Annotated in this window: 16 protein-coding genes and 1 riboswitch; of the genes, 12 read left to right on the forward strand and 4 right to left on the reverse strand. The window is 66.1% G+C overall.

Translation table 11 applies throughout. The annotated features are described in order from the left end of the window. The first annotated feature begins 26 nt into the window (after positions 1-26). The 4 genes from dnaK to ACQKIE_RS02560 all read left to right on the forward strand — a co-directional run bounded on the left by dnaK (position 27) and on the right by ACQKIE_RS02560 (position 5,316). Complete coding sequence (gene dnaK / locus ACQKIE_RS02545; RefSeq protein ID WP_427455440.1) at positions 27-1,952, forward strand: molecular chaperone DnaK; 1,926 nt, start codon at positions 27-29, stop codon at positions 1,950-1,952. A gap of 127 nt (positions 1,953-2,079) precedes the next feature. Further along, positions 2,080-3,213 (forward strand): molecular chaperone DnaJ, encoded by a 1,134-nt coding sequence (gene dnaJ, locus ACQKIE_RS02550; RefSeq protein WP_427455442.1) that lies wholly within the window; start codon positions 2,080-2,082, stop codon positions 3,211-3,213. Next, on the forward strand, positions 3,210-4,004 hold the full coding sequence (gene dapB / locus ACQKIE_RS02555; protein WP_427455444.1) for a 4-hydroxy-tetrahydrodipicolinate reductase: 795 nt from the start codon (positions 3,210-3,212) through the stop codon (positions 4,002-4,004). The genes dnaJ and dapB overlap by 4 nt, the downstream gene beginning before the upstream one ends. 89 nt (positions 4,005-4,093) lie before the next feature. Next, a riboswitch (yybP-ykoY riboswitch) is annotated at positions 4,094-4,264 on the forward strand. A 44-nt stretch (positions 4,265-4,308) separates the two neighbouring features. Continuing rightward, complete coding sequence (locus ACQKIE_RS02560; RefSeq protein ID WP_427455446.1) at positions 4,309-5,316, forward strand: sodium:calcium antiporter; 1,008 nt, start codon at positions 4,309-4,311, stop codon at positions 5,314-5,316. A 13-nt stretch (positions 5,317-5,329) separates the two neighbouring features. Here the strand turns inward: ACQKIE_RS02560 and ACQKIE_RS02565 are convergent, their stop codons facing one another. Next, a complete protein-coding gene (locus tag ACQKIE_RS02565) occupies positions 5,330-6,013 on the reverse strand; it encodes a 2OG-Fe(II) oxygenase (protein ID WP_427455448.1) in 684 nt (227 codons plus the stop codon). A gap of 216 nt (positions 6,014-6,229) precedes the next feature. Here ACQKIE_RS02565 and carA point away from each other — a divergent pair, with 216 nt between their 5' ends. The 3 genes from carA to greA are packed head-to-tail and all read left to right on the forward strand — an operon-like array spanning position 6,230 to position 11,128. Beyond that, on the forward strand, positions 6,230-7,372 hold the full coding sequence (gene carA, locus ACQKIE_RS02570) for a glutamine-hydrolyzing carbamoyl-phosphate synthase small subunit (RefSeq protein WP_427455450.1): 1,143 nt from the start codon (positions 6,230-6,232) through the stop codon (positions 7,370-7,372). Positions 7,373-7,421: 49 nt separating this feature from the next. Then, positions 7,422-10,649, forward strand: coding sequence for a carbamoyl-phosphate synthase large subunit (gene carB, locus ACQKIE_RS02575; protein WP_427455453.1), 3,228 nt, complete (start codon positions 7,422-7,424; stop codon positions 10,647-10,649). Continuing rightward, complete coding sequence (gene greA / locus ACQKIE_RS02580; protein ID WP_427455455.1) at positions 10,646-11,128, forward strand: transcription elongation factor GreA; 483 nt, start codon at positions 10,646-10,648, stop codon at positions 11,126-11,128. Before carB ends, greA begins: the two co-directional genes overlap by 4 nt. Here greA and ACQKIE_RS02585 read toward each other — a convergent pair. The 3 genes from ACQKIE_RS02585 to ACQKIE_RS02595 all read right to left on the reverse strand — a co-directional run bounded on the left by ACQKIE_RS02585 (position 11,119) and on the right by ACQKIE_RS02595 (position 13,025). Further along, positions 11,119-12,015, reverse strand: coding sequence for an RNA polymerase sigma-70 factor (locus ACQKIE_RS02585; RefSeq protein WP_427455457.1), 897 nt, complete (start codon positions 12,013-12,015; stop codon positions 11,119-11,121). The genes greA and ACQKIE_RS02585 overlap by 10 nt on opposite strands. A gap of 91 nt (positions 12,016-12,106) precedes the next feature. Next, positions 12,107-12,520, reverse strand: coding sequence for a cupin domain-containing protein (locus ACQKIE_RS02590; protein ID WP_427455459.1), 414 nt, complete (start codon positions 12,518-12,520; stop codon positions 12,107-12,109). A 25-nt stretch (positions 12,521-12,545) separates the two neighbouring features. Next, a complete protein-coding gene (locus ACQKIE_RS02595) occupies positions 12,546-13,025 on the reverse strand; it encodes a carboxymuconolactone decarboxylase family protein (protein ID WP_427455460.1) in 480 nt (159 codons plus the stop codon). 49 nt (positions 13,026-13,074) lie between these two features. On the opposite strand from ACQKIE_RS02595, the gene ACQKIE_RS02600 reads away from it, so the two are divergent. From ACQKIE_RS02600 to ACQKIE_RS02620, 5 genes are all read left to right on the forward strand, one after another. After that, on the forward strand, positions 13,075-13,449 hold the full coding sequence (locus ACQKIE_RS02600) for a sigma factor-like helix-turn-helix DNA-binding protein (RefSeq protein ID WP_427455462.1): 375 nt from the start codon (positions 13,075-13,077) through the stop codon (positions 13,447-13,449). Further along, positions 13,446-14,447 carry a LysR family transcriptional regulator gene (locus ACQKIE_RS02605; RefSeq protein ID WP_427455464.1) on the forward strand — a complete coding sequence of 334 codons (1,002 nt, stop codon included), beginning with the start codon at positions 13,446-13,448 and terminating at the stop codon, positions 14,445-14,447. The genes ACQKIE_RS02600 and ACQKIE_RS02605 overlap by 4 nt, the downstream gene beginning before the upstream one ends. A 72-nt stretch (positions 14,448-14,519) precedes the next feature. Then, positions 14,520-15,290, forward strand: a complete 771-nt coding sequence (locus ACQKIE_RS02610) for an SDR family oxidoreductase (RefSeq protein WP_427455466.1) — start codon at positions 14,520-14,522, stop codon at positions 15,288-15,290. Between the two features lie 13 nt (positions 15,291-15,303). Beyond that, positions 15,304-15,798, forward strand: coding sequence for an Ohr family peroxiredoxin (locus ACQKIE_RS02615; RefSeq protein ID WP_427455468.1), 495 nt, complete (start codon positions 15,304-15,306; stop codon positions 15,796-15,798). Between the two features lie 92 nt (positions 15,799-15,890). Beyond that, on the forward strand, positions 15,891-17,513 hold the full coding sequence (locus ACQKIE_RS02620) for an OFA family MFS transporter (RefSeq protein ID WP_427455470.1): 1,623 nt from the start codon (positions 15,891-15,893) through the stop codon (positions 17,511-17,513). Positions 17,514-17,553: the final 40 nt, after the last annotated feature.

A 17,553-nucleotide genomic window follows, 5' to 3' on the forward strand; every position in this document is an offset into this window, starting at 1 on the left:
CGCTTTAGAAATACGGAGCAACTTCAATGGCCAAGATCATCGGCATCGACCTCGGTACGACCAACTCCTGCGTGGCAGTGATGGAAGGTTCGACCGCACGCGTCATCGAGAACGCGGAGGGCGATCGCACCACGCCGTCCATCGTCGCGTTCACCAAGGACAACGAAGTCCTGGTCGGCGCGCCGGCCAAGCGCCAGAGCGTCACCAATCCCAAGAACACCTTCTACGCGGTGAAGCGCCTCATCGGCCGCAAGTTCACCGACGCCGAGGTGCAGAAGGACATCAAGCTCGTGCCGTACGGCATCGTGGCGCATGAGAACGGCGACGCCTGGGTGCAGACCGCCGACGGCAAGAAGATGGCCCCGCAGGAAGTCTCCGCGAAGGTCCTCATGAAAATGAAGAAGACCGCCGAGGACTTCCTGGGCGAGCCGGTGACCGAAGCGGTCATCACGGTTCCGGCGTACTTCAACGACAGCCAGCGCCAGGCCACGAAGGACGCGGGTCGCATCGCCGGCCTCGAGGTCAAGCGCATCATCAATGAGCCCACCGCGGCCGCGCTGGCCTACGGCCTCGACAAAACGACCTCGGGCGATCGCAAGATCGCCGTGTACGACCTCGGCGGCGGTACGTTCGACGTGTCGATCATCGAGATCGCCAACGTCGACGGCGAGAAGCAGTTCGAAGTGCTGGCCACCAACGGCAACACCTTCCTCGGTGGCGAGGACTTCGACAATCGCGTCATCGATTACCTCGTCGAGGAATTCAAGAAGGAGCAGGGCATAGACCTGCGCCAGGACCAGCTCGCGCTGCAGCGCCTGAAGGATGCTGCCGAGCGCGCGAAGATCGAGCTCTCGTCCTCGCACCAGACGGATGTGAACCTGCCTTACGTCACCGCCGATGCCTCGGGTCCGAAGCACCTCAACATCAAGCTGACCCGCGCCAAGCTGGAGTCGCTGGTGGAAGACCTCGTCAAGGGCACGATCGAGCCTTGCCGCACCGCGCTCAACGACGCCGGCCTGCGCGTGTCGGACATCCACGAGGTGATCCTCGTTGGTGGCCAGACCCGCATGCCCAAGGTGCAGGAAGCCGTGAAGGACTTCTTCGGCAAGGAAGCGCGCAAGGACGTCAACCCGGATGAAGCCGTGGCCGTCGGTGCCGCGATCCAGGGTGGCGTGCTCGGTGGTTCGGTGAAGGACGTGCTGCTGCTCGACGTCACCCCGCTGTCGCTCGGCATCGAGACGATGGGCGGCGTGATGACCAAGCTCATCGAGAAGAACACCACGGTGCCGACGAAGGCGTCGCAGGTCTTCTCCACCGCCGACGACAACCAGACGGCCGTCACCGTGCACGTGTTGCAGGGTGAGCGCGAGCGCGCTAACGCGAACAAGTCGCTCGGCAAGTTCGACCTGCAGGGCATCCGCCCGGCGCCGCGCGGCACGCCGCAGATCGAGGTCACCTTCGACATCGACGCCAACGGCATCCTGCACGTGTCCGCGAAGGACAAGGACACCGGCAAGGAACAGAAGATCGAGATCAAGGCCGGTTCGGGCCTCTCGGACGAAGAGATCCAGCGCATGGTGGCCGACGCGGAAGCCAACCGCGAGGAAGACAAGAAGTTCCACGAGCTGGTGCAGGTGCGCAATAAGGCCGACCAGCTGGTGCACGCGACGCGCAGCCAGCTGAAGGAGCATGGCGGCAAGGTGCCGGCCGAGCAGCTGGCCAGCATCGACGGCGCGGTGTCCGAACTCGAGAAGGTCAAGGACGGCGACGACAAGGGCGCCATCGAAGCGAAGATCGCCAACCTCGAGCAGGTGGCCCAGTCGCTGTACGCCGCGGCCCAGGCCGGCGGCGCGCAGGACACGTCGCAGCAGTCGGCCCCGGGCGGCGGTTCGGCCCAGCCGGACGACGTGGTCGATGCGGAGTTCACCGAAGTCAAGGACGACAAGAAGTAAGTCGTCCATACGTAACGACGTGCCGCGGACGCGGGGTCCGCGGCACGGATCCAACGGTTGACCGGATCGATCGCGCCGAGGGGAAGCCCGCCGGCGCGTTCGTCCGTCCAGGGAAAGCAAGCGTGACATGAGCAGCGTCAAGCGCGACTACTACGAGATCCTCGGTGTCGAACGCACCGTGAGCGAGGGCGACCTCAAGAAGACTTTTCGTCGCGTGGCGATGAAGTACCACCCTGACCGCAATCCGGACGATCCGGATGCGATCGACAAATTCAAGGAAGCCAAGGAAGCCTACGACGTGCTGTCCGATGCGCAGAAGCGCGCGGCGTACGACCAGTACGGCCACGCCGCCTTCGAGGGCGGTGGCTTCGGTCGCGGGAACGGCGCCGGCTTCGGCGACGTCGGCGACATCTTCGGTGACATTTTTGGCGACATCTTCGGCGGTGGCGGCGGACGGCAACGTGCGCGCCGCGGCGCCGATCTGCGCTACATGATGGATCTCGACCTCGAGGAAGCCGTGTTCGGCATCGAGAAGAAGATCGAGGTGCCGACCCAGGTTAACTGCCACCACTGCAACGGCACGGGCTCGGAAGACGGCAAGGTTTCCAAGTGCTCCACCTGCGCCGGCCACGGCCGCGTGCGCATGCAGAACGGCATCTTCTCGATCCAGCAGGCGTGCCCGACCTGCCACGGCTCGGGCCAGAAGATCGACAAGCCCTGCAAGAAGTGCCATGGCGAAGGGCGCCTCGAGGAAGAGCGCACGCTGTCTGTGCGCATTCCCGCCGGCGTCGACAACGGCGACCGCATCCGCCTCACGGGGCAGGGCGAAGCCGGTCCAGCCGGTGCGCCCGCGGGCGATCTCTATGTGGAAGTGCGCGTGCGCGAGCATGCCATCTTCCAGCGCGACGGCTCCGACCTTTATTGCGAAATGCCGATCCGCTTCGCCCAGGCCGCGCTCGGTACCGAGTTGATGGTGCCGACGCTGGAAGGCGAGGTCCCGGTCAGCGTGCCGCCGGAAACGCAGACGGGCCAGCAGTTCCGCCTGCGCGGGCGTGGCGTGAAGTCGGTGCGCGGCGGTCGCACGGGCGACCTCATCTGCACCGTCGTCGTCGAGACGCCGGTTCGCCTCACGAAGGAACAGCGCGACCTGCTCCAGCAGCTGGAAGCCACCTTCGTCGGTGAGGACGCCGCCAAGCACACGCCGCGTTCCACGTCGTTCATGGACGGGGTGAAGGACTTCTGGTCGCGGGTCACCTCGTGACCCGTCCCGTCCGTCTCGCCATCAGCGGTGCCTCGGGTCGCATGGGGCTCGCCTTGCTGGACCTTGTGCGCGACGACGAGCGGTTCGAACTCGTACGCGCCGTGGTTTCTCCGACGTCGACGCGACTGGGCAAGGCCGTCCATGGCGACCTGTCGCCGGTGCGCTTCGGCGACTGGTCCGGCTCCGGCGAGGTCGACGTGGTCGTCGACTTCAGTGGCCCCGAGGGACTGGTGGCGGCACTGGACCGTTGCGAGGCCAGTGGCGCGGCGTTGGTGACGGGAACCACCGGATTGACGCCCGCGCTCGAGGATCGCCTTGCGAAGGCGGCCGAACGCGTCCCTGTGTTGCGCGCGGCGAACTTCAGCCTCGGCGTGGCGGTGCTGACGCGCTTGCTGCGCGAGGCGGCCGCGGCGCTGCCGGGATGGGACCTCGACATCGTTGAGGCCCATCACAACCGCAAGGAAGATGCTCCCTCCGGCACGGCGCTGGCGCTTGGCCGCGCGGCGGCGGAAGGTCGCGGCGCCACGCTCGACGAACTGGCGGTCTATGCGCGCGAAGGTCGCCCCGGCGCCCGCAAGGCAGGCACGATCGGCTTCGCCGTCGTGCGCGGCGGCGATATCGTTGGCGAGCACCAGGCGTTGTTGATGGGACAGGGCGAACGGATCGAACTCGGTCATCGCGCCACCGACCGCTCGATTTTCGCCCGCGGCGCGCTCGAAGCCGCCGCGTGGATCGCCGGACGGGCGCCGGGCGCCTGGACGATCGAGGACGTGATCGCGGCGAAGGTCTGAGGTTGCGGCAGGGCTCATCCCGAGCGAGATCCCGCTCCCACCGAAGGCTGCCCTGCCTTTGCGAACCTCCAACCCGTGTTAACATTCGCGCCGATGTCATTGGGGAGTAGCCATCCTCGTTCCCCCTGAGGAGTTCGCGTCAACAGACTTGGCGGTCTTACGACCCCATGGCGCGAACGGCACGGCGCAGTAGCATGCGCCGCCCGCCCGGCGAGACCTTTGGCCATCGACATGCTCACCCGGGCCGGGCGAGCCGTGTCGTTGCGCCATCGGTTCCGCGCGCTCGCCCGGCCTTGTGTGAAACATGCTCCTGACCTGCTTCCTGTTCCTGGTTTCCGCCGGGGCCATCTATTTCGCCTGCGAGTACTTCGTCAACGGCGTCGAGTGGTTCGGGCGCAAGCTCAACCTCGGCTCGACGACCACGGGCACGGTGCTGGCGGCCTTCGGCACGGCCTTGCCGGAAAGCGCGGTGACTTTCGTGGCCGTGATCTTCGGCAAGACGCCGGAGGCACGGGATATCGGCGTCGGGGCGGCGCTCGGTGGGCCACTGGTCCTTGCGACGATTGCCTACGCCGTGGTCGGTTTTGCTTTATATGCAGGTCGTAAGCGGTTGAAACGCGGGGATTTACGGGTTCGCGTGGACAACCGTCGCCTCGCCCGCGACCAGTCCTGGTTCCTGGGCATTTTCATCGTGAAGATCGGGCTCGGCCTCGTCGCTTTCGCCTGGAAGCCGTGGCTGGGTGTCCTCTTCCTGCTCGCTTACGCCTTTTATGTCTGGCGCGAAATGCGCGACGACACCAGCGCCCCGGAAGACGAGGCGCTGGAGCCGCTGACCTTCCGTCGCGACGATCCGGATCCGCCCATGGGCTGGGTGTTGTTGCAAACCGGCCTCGCGCTCCTGGTGATCGCGGCGGCGTCGCGGACGTTCGTCTGGCAGCTGGAGTCGCTGGGCGCGTTCCTGCACCTTTCGCCCCACCTGGTCGCCCTGGTGTTGAGCCCTGTCGCCACGGAGCTGCCGGAGACGGTGAATGCCCTGATCTGGGTCAGGCAGGGCAAGGAGCGGCTGGCGCTGGCGAACATCTCGGGCGCGATGATGATCCAGGCGACGATCCCGAGCTCGCTGGCGCTCTTCGCCACCCCATGGCTATTCGACACGCCGCTGATCGTGGCGGGCGCCATCACGGCCGTCGCGGTGATCGCCCTGTGGGCCATGTTCCGTCGGGGCGCGGTCGAAGCCCGCTGGCTGATGCCGATCGGGGCGCTATACGGCGTGTTCGCGCTGTTCGTCGCCTGGTGGTTCCGGGCCGGCTGAAGCCGGCGCCGCCTCAGTCCGGGTGCGACGCGTTGCGGTCGCGGTCGGCGCCCAGCTTCGTGTCCAGTTTGCCGAAGATCTTCTTGAAGGCTCGCGAGAACTTGCCCCGCTTGGTCTTGCGTGCCTTTTCCTCTTCCGAGGTCAGCCAGGCCACTTGGATCACCCGGCGTTCCCCCTCGTAGGGCAGATGGCCGTGGAACGAGTTCTCGGCGCGGCGAAAGACGGCGAATTCGCCGTACAGCGGCTTCAACTCGGGCGCAACCATGTCGTCGATGTCATTGATCGAGCGAAGGAAACGGAGGCAGCCGTCGCTGGTGTCGGGCCACATCGGGTTGAGGTAGATCAACGCCGTGGCGATCTTCGACTTGCTGTCGGTATGGATCGTCCCATGGCGGCGGTTGAGCAGGCGGCAGAGGGTGACCAGGGTGGGGTAGTTCTCCAGCCCCTCGATGCCCAGGTGCCGGCCGATGGCTGCCGAGAACGCCTTCGACGTCATCTGCTCGACCAGCTCGTTGACCGAGGGGCCGCAGTCGCTCGCGTCATAGGGAAAGAACCCTGCGCTGCCGTACTGCGGGAAATCCCGGTCGAGGTCGCCGCGGGCGTCGTCCGGAAGCTGCCCGTGCGCGATCATGAACGAAAACGGCTCGTGCCTGATGTCGGTGTCGGAGCGTTCCAGGCGGGCAGGGTCGAGCAGCATGCGGCGGTTCTCGGCGTGGGTACCTCGGCGCGCATTGTATCGCGCCGGGACGGATTACCCGCAGCATTCCCCTACGTATTCATGCACCGTTTCCGGTGGACAGAATGCTTCCTGTCACCTATCATTCTTACCCGCCCAACGATTCCTTTTTCCCAAGGCCCACGAGCCGCTCAATGCAGGCTTGCGGGCTTTGCTGCACCCGAAGGCGGCCATCCCATGCGTACTCCTGCTCTGCTTGCTCTCGAAGACGGCAGCGTTTTTCACGGCCACGCGGTCGGTGCCCGCGGTGAGACGGTTGGCGAGGTGGTGTTCAACACCGCCATGACCGGTTATCAGGAAATCCTGACCGACCCGTCGTACTCCCGCCAGATCGTCACCCTCACGTACCCCCACATCGGCAATACCGGCACCAACGACGTCGACGTCGAGGCCGACCGCGTCCACGCGGCGGGCCTGATCGTGCGCGACGTGCCGCGCCTGGCCAGCAACTGGCGCAGTACGGAGCCGCTGCCGCACTATCTGCAGCGCCACAGCATCGTGGCCATCGCCGGCATCGACACGCGCCGCCTCACCCGCATCCTTCGCGAGAAGGGCGCGCTGAACGGCTGCATCGTGGCCGGCGACGCCATCGACGCCGACGCGGCGGTGGCGAAGGCGAAGGCCTTCCCCGGCCTCAGCGGCATGGACCTCGCCAAGGTGGTCAGCACCACGAAGACCTACCAGTGGAACGAGGGCGTGTACGACCTGGACAAGCAGGCGTTCTACAACGCGCCGAAGAAGTTCAAGGTCGTCGCCTACGACTACGGCGTGAAGCAGAACATCCTGCGCCTGCTGGCCGGCCGCGGCGTCGACATCACGGTGGTGCCGGCGCAGACGCCCGCCGCCGACGTGCTCGCGATGAACCCGGACGGCATCTTCCTGGCCAACGGCCCGGGCGATCCGGCCGCCTGCGACTACGCCATCGAGGCGACGAAGCAGATCCTCGCCACGAAGATCCCGACCTTCGGCATCTGTCTCGGCCACCAGATCATGGCGCTGGCCGTCGGGGCGAAGACGCTGAAGATGAAGTTCGGCCACCACGGTGCCAACCACCCGGTGAAGGACCACGACACCGGCCGCGTACTGATCAGCTCGCAGAACCACGGTTTCGCGGTGGATCCCGCGACGCTGCCGGCCAACGTGCGCGTCACCCACACCTCGCTGTTCGACGGCTCGCTGCAGGGCTTCGCCCTGACCGACCGCCCGGCGTTCTGCTTCCAGGGCCACCCGGAAGCCAGCCCGGGCCCGGAAGACGTCGGCTACCTGTTCGACACGTTCATTGCCGCGATGGAAGCGCACAAGGCGAACAAGGCGTCCTGACGCCCCGACACCGCCGTCCTTCCACGCCATCGATTTGCGAGAGAAAAGCATGCCAAAGCGCAGCGACATCAAAACCATCCTCGTCATCGGCGCCGGCCCGATCGTCATCGGCCAGGCCTGCGAGTTCGACTACTCCGGCGCCCAGGCCTGCAAGGCGCTGAAGGAAGAGGGTTACCGCGTCGTCCTGGTCAATTCGAACCCGGCGACGATCATGACCGATCCGGAAACGGCCGACGCCGTCTACATCGAGCCGATCAACTGGCAGACCGTCGAGCGCATCATCGCGAAGGAGCGCCCGGATGCGGTGCTGCCGACGATGGGCGGCCAGACGGGCCTCAACTGCGCGCTCGACCTCGCCGACAACGGCGTGCTCGACAAACACGGCGTGGAGCTGATCGGCGCGTCGCGCGAAGCCATCCGCATGGCGGAAGACCGCGACCTGTTCCGCAAGGCCATGGCCGACATCGGCCTGGAATGCCCGAAGGCCGCGGTGGCCCGCTCGATGGAGCAGGCGCTCGAGATCCAGACCACGGTGGGTTTCCCCACCATCATCCGCCCGAGCTTCACCCTCGGCGGCTCCGGTGGCGGCATCGCCTACAACAAGGAAGAGTTCGTCGAGATCGTCGGCCGCGGCCTCGAGCTCTCGCCCGTGCACGAAGTGCTGGTCGAGGAATCGGTGCTCGGCTGGAAGGAATTCGAGATGGAAGTGGTCCGCGACAAGGCGGACAACTGCATCATCGTGTGCTCGATCGAAAACTTCGATCCGATGGGCGTGCACACCGGCGACTCGATCACCGTCGCGCCGGCGCAGACGCTTACCGACAAGGAATACCAGCGCCTGCGCAATGCCTCGATCGCCGTGCTGCGCAAGATCGGCGTCGATACCGGCGGCTCGAACGTGCAGTTCGGCATCAACGCCGAGGACGGTCGCGTCGTCGTCATCGAGATGAACCCGCGCGTGTCGCGTTCCTCGGCGCTGGCGTCCAAGGCCACCGGTTTCCCCATCGCCAAGGTCGCGGCCAAGCTCGCCGTCGGCTACACGCTGGATGAACTGAAGAACGACATCACGGGTGGCCTCACGCCCGCGTCGTTCGAGCCGTCGATCGACTACGTCGTCACCAAGATCCCGCGCTTCGCTTTCGAGAAGTTCCCGGCTGCCGACGCGCGCCTCACCACCCAGATGAAGTCGGTGGGCGAGGTGATGGCGATGGGCCGCACCTTCCACGAATCGATGCAGAAGGCGCTGCGTGGCCTGGAGATCGGCAAGACCGGCCTCAATCCGACCGGCCTGGACATCGGCAGCGAAGAAGGCTTCCTGCTGCTCAAGCGCGAGCTGCGCGAGCCGCGCCCGGACCGCGTGTTCCACGTGGCCGACGCCTTCCGTGCCGGCCTCTCGCTGGAGGAAGTGCACGAGCTGACGCGCATCGATCCCTGGTTCCTCGCCGCGTTCGAGGACATCGTGATGACCGAGGGCGAAGTGCAGCGCCAAGGTATCGCGGCGCTCGACGAGCCGCGCATGCGCGAGCTGAAGCGCATGGGCTTCTCCGACGCGCGCCTGGCCGAGCTGGTCGGCACCGACGAGGCCGCCGTGCGCCACGTGCGCCGCACCCTCGGCGTGCGCCCCGTGTACAAGCGCGTGGACTCCTGCGCCGCTGAGTTCGCCACCACCACCGCGTACATGTATTCCACGTACGAGGAAGAGTGCGAGGCGAATCCCACGGACCGGGACAAGATCATCGTCCTCGGCGGTGGCCCCAACCGCATCGGCCAGGGCATCGAGTTCGACTACTGCTGCGTGCACGCGGCCCTCGCCCTGCGCGAGGACGGGTTCGAGACCATCATGGTCAACTGCAATCCGGAAACCGTGTCCACCGATTACGACACCTCCGATCGCCTGTACTTCGAGCCGGTCACGCTCGAGGACGTGCTGGAAATCGTCGACCTGGAGAAGCCGAAGGGCGTGATCGTGCAGTACGGCGGCCAGACCCCGCTGAAGCTGTCGCGTGCCCTCGAGGCCGCCGGCGTGCCGGTGATCGGCACCAGCGCCGACTCGATCGACCTGGCCGAGGACCGCGAGCGCTTCCAGAAGATGATCGAGAAGCTCGGCCTGAAGCAGCCGCCTAACCGCACCGCGCGCAACGCCGACGAGGCGTTGGCGCTGGCACGCGAGATCGGCTATCCGTTGGTCGTGCGTCCGAGCTACGTCCTCGGCGGCCGCGCCATGGAAATCGTCTACGCCGACGCCGACCTCTCGCGCTACATCCGCGAGGCGGTGCAGGTGTCCAACGAGTCCCCGGTGCTGCTCGACCGCTTCCTCGACCACGCGGTCGAGGTGGACGTGGACATCGTCGCCGACGCCGAGGGCAACGTGCTGGTGGGCGGCATCATGGAGCACATCGAGGAAGCCGGCGTGCACTCCGGCGACTCGTCGTGCTCGCTGCCCCCGTATTCGCTCAGTGCCGAGGTGCAGGACGAAATGCGCCGCCAGGTGAAGGCGATGGCGCGGGAGCTCAAGGTCATCGGCCTGATGAACACGCAGTTCGCCATCCAGGGCGACGACGTGTTCATCCTCGAGGTGAACCCGCGCGCGTCGCGCACGGTGCCGTTCGTCTGCAAGGCCACCGGCATGTCGCTGGCGAAGATCGCCGCGCGCGCCATGGCGGGCCGCACGCTCACCGAGCAGGGCGCGACGAAGGAGATCATCCCGTCCTACTACTCGGTGAAGGAAGCGATCTTCCCGTTCCTGAAGTTCCAGAACGTCGATCCGATCCTCGGTCCGGAGATGCGTTCGACCGGTGAAGTCATGGGCGTGGGCCGCAGCTTCGGCGCCGCCTTCGCGCGTGGCCACGAGGCCGCCGGCATCAAGGCACCGCCGAAGGGCAAGGTGTTCATGTCGGTGCGCGACGCCGACAAGGACCGTCTGCTGCCGATCGCGAAGGACGTGGCCGCGCGCGGCTACGGCGTCGTCGCCACCTCGGGCACGGCGAAGTTCCTGCAGGACAACGGCGTGGCCTGCGAGCGCATCAACAAGGTGCTCGAGGGCCGTCCGCACATCGTCGACCTGATCAAGAACGGCGAGGTCGTCTATATCGTGAACACGACCGAGGGCAAGCAGGCCATCTCCGACTCGTTCTCGATCCGCCGCGAAGCGCTGCAGCAGCGCGTCACGTATTCCACGACCGTCGCCGGCGCGCGTGCCCTCGTGCACTCGCTCGACTTCCACGCGGATGGCGAAGTCAACAGCCTGCAGGACCTGCACAAGGAGTTGAACGCATGAGCGCCAGCCGTCCTCCCCTGACCCAGAAGGGCGCCGATCGCCTGCGCGACGAGCTCGAATACCTCAAGCGCGTGAAGCGCCCCGAGATCGTTGCGGCGGTCGCGGAAGCACGTGCGCATGGCGACCTGAAGGAAAACGCCGAGTACCACGCGGCGCGCGAGATGCACGGCTTCAACGAAGGCCGCATCAATGAACTGGAAGCCGCGTTGTCGAACTCCGAGATCATTGACACGGAGCGCCTCGCCGTGGGCAAGCGCATCGTCTTCGGTGCCATCGTGGACCTGATCGACACGGACACGGACGCGGAAGTGACGTACCAGATCGTCGGCGACCTCGAGGCCGACATCAAGCAGAACCTGATCGCCGTGTCGTCGCCGATCGCTCGCGCGTTGATCGGCAAGAGCGAAGGCGACGAGTTCGAGTTCACCGCGCCTAATGGCGTGAAGAACTACGAAATCGTGGCCGTCCGCTACAGCTGACCCCGCGAGAATCCCTGCAATCCCAGCGCAATCCGGGCCAGTTTGTCCGGGTTGCGCTGCACGTGGATGTTGAGGATCTTCTCCCCATCGGTGACATAGGTCTGCGCCGATTCCAGCTCGCCTTCGATGTAGCGGAGCAGGGACCATTCGCCGTTGATGCGTACGAGGCGCACCCGGACCTCATCGCCGTAGCGCAGATGCGACGCATAGAAGAGCTGGGCGATGCGCTGGCCGCCGAGCATCGGTTTCGGGAACGTGCTGACCTTGCCGCCGCCATCCCCGCTCAGGTCGGCATCGACGGCCAGCAGGGAACGCAGGGCCTGGAAATCGCCGCGGCCCATGGCATCGGCGAAACGGCGCATCAGCGCGTAGTGGGCGTCGTGCGGCACGGTCTGGCGCGGGCGCTCGTCGCGTAACTGGTCTTTCGCCCGGTGCACCAGCTGGCGGCAGGCCGCCTCGCTCTTGCCCAGGGCGCTGGCGATCTCGGGATAATCCGCGTCCAGCACCTCGCGCAGCAGGAAGGCCGCGCGGGCTTCCGGGGACAGGCGCTCCAGGAGGAGGAGGAAGGCGACGGAGACGTCGCTGGCGAGTTCCTGGAGGTCTTCCGGCGACGCCCCCTCGTCCGTGAGGATGGGCTCTGGCAGCCAGATGCCGACGTATTCCTCTCGCCGGGCCTTCGCGGCCCGGAGCCTGTCGATGGCGCGCCTCGTCGTGGCGGCCACCAGCCAGGCCTCGGGGTTGTCGATGCTTTCGCGCTCGACACCGTTCCAGCTCAGCCAGATGTCCTGGACCACATCCTCCGACTCGGCCACGGAGCCGAGCATGCGGTAGGCAATGCCGTGCAGGCGGGGCCGCAAGGCGGAAAAGGTCGCGGTAGGTTCGTTCATACCCATCAAGACGATTCTGCTTGCGTCCCTGTGACGCGTCTTGCCCAATCCTCCTACGCGCAACCTTTGCCTGTCTAACGAATGCTTTCCCTTAGTGGACCGGCGTCAGGATCGGCTTGTTCTGGTCCTTGAGGAAGAACACCACGAACTTGGCCGGCTTGGTCTTGCTCGCGTTGCGGCCGACGGTATGGATGTCGTCGGGGCCTTCGAAGTACGAATCGCCCGGCTTCAGCGTCTTCTCCGGCTGCCCCTTCACCGCCATCACGATGTTGCCCTCGAGCACATAGACGATCGCGTAGGCATCGTGGCGGTGGATCGGGTCGATCGCGCCCGGCGGGTAATCGACGGTGATGAGTTCGACTTCCTTGCCGGGATTTTCCTTCACTGCCTTGGTGAAGAGTTCGGTGACCTTTGCCTGTGGCGCACCCTCGGACGGATCTTTCTGCGCGAGGGCGAGCGCGGGCGTGAGGGCGAGCAGGAGGGCGATGGTCGTGACGATGCGCATGATGGAATCCTCGGTATCGGGTTGCTCAGGAGAGTCCGGCCTTGTCCAGGCCCCACGCCTTGTCGAACGAGCCGGGCACGGGGAGGAAGGCGACATTGGCGCGATTCCAGGCGTTGATGACCATGATCTGGAAGGTCAGGTCGGAGAGCTCTTTCTCGGAGAACTGGCCCCGCACGCGCTCGTAGAGTTCGTCGGGAATGCCGTGGGCAGGGATCTGCGTCAGGGCCTCGGTCCAGGCGAGAGCGGCACGCTCGCGGGGCTCGAACAGCGGGGACTCGCGCCAGACGGCGATGTGGTACAGGCGCAGCTCGCGTTCCCCGTGCAGCGTCGCTTCCTTGTGGTGCATGTCGATGCAGAACGCGCAGCCATTCAACTGCGATGCCCGGATGTTCACTATGTCATGGATGGTGTCCCCCAAGGTCGACTTCTTGTAGAGGGCGCTCAGCTCCATGAACTTCTTGACCATCTCCGGGGACTGCTGCATGTAATCGAGACGCTGGCTCATCGGGGGATCCTCATGGTTGACACCGCAGAGGCTATGGCCGCGCCTTGCCATGGAGAAGATCGGCGGGCGTGACCATGGTGTTGCCTCCGAAGCACCAATCGTCATGTCACAGACGGCGAACCCGGCACGTCTGTTCGATATGGACCCGACAAACGCCACCTACGAAAGTCTGCGCAGGCAGCTATCGACACGACATCCGGTCGACGACGTCGTCGACGGACTCCTGGATGCGCTGGATGGGCTGCCCGCCGATGCGCGCGTAGCCTTCCTGATGAGCGACATCTTCGAAGCGGGCATCGACGAGGTGGCGCTCCTGCTCCGTCGCGATGTCGCCGCTTGCCGCGAACTGCTCAACGACGCACGCACCTACATACAGGCGAACGGCACGCGCCGCGCCCGGCTACAGAACGAGGACCTTGCATGAACGCCTATTCGCCATCGGGTTGCGGAGGCGCGGATGCGCTCGCCACCTCGTTCTCCGCCAGCTACGCGGGCGTCATCGCCTTTATCGCCGTGGTGAACGAGGGCAGCTTCGCGCGAGCGGCCGATCGCCTGGGCATCGGTCGCTCGGCGGTCAGTCGCAGCGTGCAGAAGCTCGAGCAACAAGTGGGCGCGCGCCTCTTCTCTCGCACCACGCGCAGCACGTCGCTCACGCGCGAAGGCGAGATCTTCTTCGAGAACTGCCACCCGGGGGTGGAGCGGATCGCACAGGCCCTTGACGACATGCGCGAGCTTCGCGACGGACCGCCCCGCGGCCAGCTACGCATCGGCGCGCCGATGGGCTTCGGGCGGAAGATCGTGGCCCCGCTCTTGAACCGCTTCCGGGACGCGTATCCCGACATCGCCCTCGACCTTCTCCTCGACGACCGCCCCTTCGACTTCACCGGCGATCGCGTCGACGTGGCATTCCGCAACGGGCGCATGGAAGACAGCCAGATCGTCGCGCGGCAGCTGGTGCCCATGCAGATGTTCGTCTGCGCCACGCCGGACTATCTGCGACAACACGGTGACATCGACAGTGTCGAGGCGCTTGCGGCGCACAACGGCATCCACTACCGCTCGGGCTCCGGCCGCATCGACGAATGGGAGTTCAAGGTCGACGGACGCCTGCGCAAGGCGCTGCCGCCGGCCATGGAAGTATTCAACGACACCGACCTCGTCCTCCAGGCGGTCCTCGACGGGCGGGGCGTCGGCCAGCTCGCCGGCTACCAGGTCTGCGAGTACCTGCGTTCCGGCCGGTTGGTGGCCTGCTTGGCCCGGTATGCGCCCGACGACCGCGGTCACTACATCTGCTACCAGACGCGCCAGCAGCTGCCGTCGCGCATCCGCGTGTTCATCGATTTCATGATCGGTGCCATTCGGGCGCTGGACCTGGAATGCGGCAGTTCCCTGCCCATTGGTGCACCGATGGCAACACCGTGATCCCGCGAACGGCGCTACCGGGGCCATCCGGCCGAACCTAGGATGAGCCAACGTCCAGAAGAGGTCTCCCTCATGAAAATCCTTGTCATCGGCGGCACCGGCCTTATCGGCAGCAAGGTCGTGCAGCGGCTCGGCGCGCTCGGCCACGAGGCCATCGCCGCCTCGCCATCCTCCGGCGTGAACACCCTGACCGGCGAGGGCCTCGACGCGGCCCTGGCCGGCGTCGACACGGTGGTCGACCTCGCCAATTCGCCCGTGTTCGTCGGACCGGAGGTGCTCGCGTTCTTCGAGACGGCGGGCCGCAACCTTTTCGCCGCGGAAAAGCGGGCGGGGATCGACCACCACGTGGCGCTTTCCGTGGTCGGCGCGGACCGCCTTCGCACCAGCGATTACATGGTCGCCAAGGTCGCCCAGGAACGGTTGGTCGCGGAATCCGGCGTGCCGTACACCATCATCCGCTCGACGCAGTTCTTCGAGTTCATGGGCGGCATCGCGCAGTCGGCGGCGCAGGGTGGAAGCATCGCGCTCCCCACGGCCTATATCCAGCCGATCTCTTCCGACGAGGTGGCCGAGGCGGTGGTAGTTGCCGCGACAGGGGCGCCCGTGAACGGGATGATGGAGATCGGAGGCCCCGAGAAATTCCGCATGGCGGAACTGGTGGGCCGCTTCCTCAAGATCATCCAGGATCCGCACGACGTGGTGGGCGATGCGAAAGCGCCGTACTTCGGCGCCTTGCTAGCCGATAACGACCTCGTGGCGGGGCCGGGGGCGCACCTTGGCAAGATCGACTTCCCCGCGTGGCTCAGGACATCCCGGTACGCCCAGTTCGCCTCGGCAGCCTGAGGGCGCCATTGCCATGGCCAAGCCGACGCCGCCTCCGGTGTCCTTGCTCGACCGTTACAGCGGCTCGGAATTCGCGCCGCTGTACACGGGAACCGTTTGCGTCACCGGAGGCGAGGCCGCACACGGCCGCGCCTCCGGTGTCGCCCGCTCCACGGATGGCTGGCTCGACATCGGCCTGCGCCTGCCGCCGGAGCTCGGCGGTCCCGGCGGCGGCAGCAATCCGGAACAGCTCTTCGCCGCCGGATTCGCCGCCTGTTTCCACGGCGCCCTGAGCCTCCTCGCCATGCGCGAGCAGATCGCGATCCCGGATGCCACGGTCACCGCCGCGGTCACCTTCGGACGCGATCCGATGGATGGCCTGTTCACCCTCGTGGCGCACGTGGTGATCGGACTCCCCGGCGTACCGCGTGCGCTGGCCGAGGGACTGGTGCGCAACACGGAGCGACTGTGTCCTTACGCGAAGATGGCGCGGCAGGGGATCGAATGCATCGTGCAGTTGGAGCAATGAGCGAACTAAGACCAAGGTAGGGTGGCGCCTGCCGGAAACCTGCCTAAGATGCGATCAGGGCGAAAGTACCTTTCATTGGCAGGGGATGGCACATGGCTGCAGGCGGCTTGCTGGCGCGGGAACGTACGATCGCGGGTCCGAAGTTCAATCGCTGGCTCGTGCCCCCCGCGGCGCTGGCCATCCACCTTTGCATCGGCATGGCCTATGGGTTCTCCGTGTTCTGGCTGCCGATGACGAAGCTGGTACCGGAAGCCGATGCGGCGGTCTGCGCGAGCCAGGGCTTCCTCGACCAATTGACCACGACCACCTGTAACTGGACCGTGCCGGCGGTCAACCACATCTTCGAGACCTTCATCGCCATGCTCGGCGTGGCCGCGGCGATCTGGGGCGGGTGGCTGGAACATGCCGGCCCGCGCAAGGCGGGTTTCATCGCCGCCTGCTGTTGGGGTGGCGGCCTGGTCATCGGCGGCATCGGCGTCTCGATGCACCAATTGTGGCTCGTCTACCTCGGGTGCGGCGTGCTCGGCGGCATAGGGCAGGGACTGGGATACATCACGCCCGTGTCCACCCTCATCAAATGGTTTCCCGACCGGCGCGGCCTCGCGACCGGCTTCGCCATCATGGGTTACGGCGGTGGCGCGATGATCGGCGCCCCTATCGCCGTGAAGTTGATGGCGGTCTTCGGGAACGGCGTGACGGCGGGCGTCGCCTCCACGCTGGTTTGCATGGGTATCCTGTATTTCGTGGCGATGTCGCTCGGCGCCTTCGGCTTCCGCGTCACGCCCAAAGGGTGGGTACCCGCGGGATTCCAGCCGGAGCTGGCCGGCGCGAAGAAGGCTCCGCTCATCACGAAGCACCACGTGCACCTCAACCGTGCGTGGAAGACGCCGCAGTTCTGGCTGATCTGGGGCGTGCTGTGCCTCAACGTGACGGCGGGCATCGGCGTGATCTCGATGGCGAGCCCCATGCTGCAGGACGTCTTTGGGGGCGGCCTGCTTGGCGTGCATGCCTCGACCGAACTCTCCACCGAGCAGAAAGCGGCGATCGCGGCGGCGGCAGCCGGACTCGTGGGACTCATCAGCCTGTTCAACTCGCTGGGCCGACTGGGCTGGGCGTCCGCGTCGGATTACCTCGGTCGGAAGCTCACGTACATCGTCTTCTTCGTGCTCGGCATCGTGCTCTATTGCCTGCTGCCCACGCTTGGCCACATGGGCATGGCGGCGGCTTTCGTCATCACCGTGTGCGTGATCATCTCCATGTATGGCGGCGGGTTCGCCACTGTGCCGGCCTATCTCGCGGACATCTTCGGCACGCAGATGGTCGGCGCCATCCACGGCCGCTTGCTGACCGCCTGGTCGGTGGCGGGGATCGTCGGCCCGGTCTTGATCGCTGGCGTGCGTGAGGCGCAACTCAATGCCGGGGTACAGAAGACCCTGGTCTACGACCGCACTCTCTACATCCTCGCCGGCCTGCTGCTGGTGGGTCTCGTGTGCAACCTGCTCGTCCGTCCGGTCGATCCGAAGTACCACATGACGGAGGAAGAGCTGGCACGCGAACGTTCGCTCCAGCGGGAATCGTCCACATCGGCCGCCGATGTCGCGGCCGTGGCACGCGGTCCATTCGGCATGGTCGGGGTGCTCGCCTGGCTGGCGGTAGGCATCCCGTTCCTCGTGGGCGTGTGGATCGCACTGCAAAAAGCTGCCGCGCTCCTTTAATCGCAGGCACCACGCGTTTCCGGAACCTGTCACGCCAGGT

The sequence above is a fragment of the Luteibacter sp. NPDC031894 genome (assembly GCF_050273135.1).
Taxonomy (GTDB): Bacteria; Pseudomonadota; Gammaproteobacteria; order Xanthomonadales; family Rhodanobacteraceae; genus Luteibacter.

Coding starts and splice junctions, on each gene's coding strand:
- dnaK (WP_427455440.1), top strand. CDS start 27: ATGGCCAAGATCATCGGCATCGACCTCGGTACGACCAACTCCTGCGTG.
- dnaJ (WP_427455442.1), top strand. CDS start 2,080: ATGAGCAGCGTCAAGCGCGACTACTACGAGATCCTCGGTGTCGAACGC.
- ACQKIE_RS02560 (WP_427455446.1), top strand. CDS start 4,309: ATGCTCCTGACCTGCTTCCTGTTCCTGGTTTCCGCCGGGGCCATCTAT.
- ACQKIE_RS02565 (WP_427455448.1), bottom strand. CDS start 6,013: ATGCTGCTCGACCCTGCCCGCCTGGAACGCTCCGACACCGACATCAGG.
- carA (WP_427455450.1), top strand. CDS start 6,230: ATGCGTACTCCTGCTCTGCTTGCTCTCGAAGACGGCAGCGTTTTTCAC.
- carB (WP_427455453.1), top strand. CDS start 7,422: ATGCCAAAGCGCAGCGACATCAAAACCATCCTCGTCATCGGCGCCGGC.
- greA (WP_427455455.1), top strand. CDS start 10,646: ATGAGCGCCAGCCGTCCTCCCCTGACCCAGAAGGGCGCCGATCGCCTG.
- ACQKIE_RS02585 (WP_427455457.1), bottom strand. CDS start 12,015: ATGAACGAACCTACCGCGACCTTTTCCGCCTTGCGGCCCCGCCTGCAC.
- ACQKIE_RS02590 (WP_427455459.1), bottom strand. CDS start 12,520: ATGCGCATCGTCACGACCATCGCCCTCCTGCTCGCCCTCACGCCCGCG.
- ACQKIE_RS02595 (WP_427455460.1), bottom strand. CDS start 13,025: ATGAGCCAGCGTCTCGATTACATGCAGCAGTCCCCGGAGATGGTCAAG.
- ACQKIE_RS02600 (WP_427455462.1), top strand. CDS start 13,075: ATGGAGAAGATCGGCGGGCGTGACCATGGTGTTGCCTCCGAAGCACCA.
- ACQKIE_RS02605 (WP_427455464.1), top strand. CDS start 13,446: ATGAACGCCTATTCGCCATCGGGTTGCGGAGGCGCGGATGCGCTCGCC.
- ACQKIE_RS02610 (WP_427455466.1), top strand. CDS start 14,520: ATGAAAATCCTTGTCATCGGCGGCACCGGCCTTATCGGCAGCAAGGTC.
- ACQKIE_RS02615 (WP_427455468.1), top strand. CDS start 15,304: ATGGCCAAGCCGACGCCGCCTCCGGTGTCCTTGCTCGACCGTTACAGC.
- ACQKIE_RS02620 (WP_427455470.1), top strand. CDS start 15,891: ATGGCTGCAGGCGGCTTGCTGGCGCGGGAACGTACGATCGCGGGTCCG.